Source organism: Streptomyces sp. NPDC058145 (assembly GCF_042884245.1).
GTDB lineage: Bacteria > Actinomycetota > Actinomycetes > Streptomycetales > Streptomycetaceae > Streptomyces.
Genome location: NZ_JBHVUH010000035.1, coordinates 1 through 1212 on the forward strand (window position 1 = coordinate 1; position 1212 = coordinate 1212).

Here is a 1212-nt window from a genome sequence, read left to right on the forward strand (position 1 = left end):
TCTTGGAGCGGTGCCCGTTGCGGTAGTTGTCCCTGCCACCCTCGGCCCGCTCACCGGGCTCGTGCCCCAGATGATCAGTGAGCTCGCCCTCCAGCACCCGCTTGGTCAGCTGCTGCAGCAGGCCGCCATCCCCGGTGAGTTTCACGCCACTGGCCTGAGCCCGGGCCACCAGCTCGGCGACCAGCCGTCATCCACGGCGCTCGTCCCACTCACAGCGGCCTTCCCGGCCTCGATGTCACTCGTCACGTCAGTCATCAACTGTCGCTTCCAGCTCGGGAGTTACACCACTCACCGTACAGACCCACTGTTGGACGGCCTACGGCGACCTGTACGAGGCCCTACGCGGCCTCTCAGAGGCTTGCGCCACGGCCCCGCGTGCGAGGTGCCCTGAGTGTCTAACTGCGTGAGAACCACGACGCACAACCGCGAACAACCATGGACGTCAGCGGACCATCAGCGCAGGTGACAGGCGCAGCAGGCCCAGGACAGCGAGCGTCCCAAGTTGCTTCGGGACGAAGCAGTCCAGAGTTCAAGGCTCGCAAAGCCAGCAGGCGTAATGCTGCTTCGCCGCACACGCAGGCCTGCTGGGAGAAAGTCCGACGCTCCTCGGTCAGGCCAGCGCAGGCATGAAGCCGCCGCAGGCGGTGCCCGAGGACAACAGGGCAGACCAGTCGAGTGCCCCAGGCAGGTGGTCCAAAGACAGAACGACTGCTCCGCCGGCCTGCTCGGCATCCGCGCACCAGTCGCCCATGTCGCTCGGTGCCGTGCCGTCGTCGGTTCCGCCGACCACCGGCGCGGCGAGAGCGGGGACGACGAGCCCGTGGTCTCCAGGTCCGTCTACGACGCACAGGGTGAGTCGGGGAACGATGTTCCAGCCCTCGCACAGGGGCACCGCCCCGTCCGGCGCGCTCAGGAGCGGCAGGGCATCGTGGACAGGCGCGTCGGCCAGCAGGAGCACGGGCGTGGCACCACGGACGAACAGAGTGTTCTCAGGATTCAGCAGCACGGGACCACTCTCGCAGGACGGCGCATCGGGACGCCAAGGGGGTGCCGGGACGGCCAGCGAGCACGCACTGCGGTCGGAATCGAGCGGATCGTAGATCTCGGCCAGTCGCGGGTGTCTATGCGGCCGAAGGTATGCGGAGGACGCGGAAGGGGTGCCCTCCCCAACAGCAGAAGTGCACCCCCAAGGACGGTCAGCGGTGGTCGTCG

General features: G+C 67.7%; 2 protein-coding genes. Both read right to left on the reverse strand.

The features are described from left to right. On the reverse strand, nt 1-169 hold a 169-nt coding region (locus ACFVVO_RS38030), incomplete at its 3' end, for a transposase (RefSeq protein ID WP_390061407.1). A 441-nt stretch (nt 170-610) separates the two neighbouring features. Then, nucleotides 611-1006, reverse strand: a complete 396-nt coding sequence (locus ACFVVO_RS38035) for a hypothetical protein (RefSeq protein WP_390061368.1) — start codon at nt 1004-1006, stop codon at nt 611-613. Nucleotides 1007-1212 lie beyond the last annotated feature (206 nt).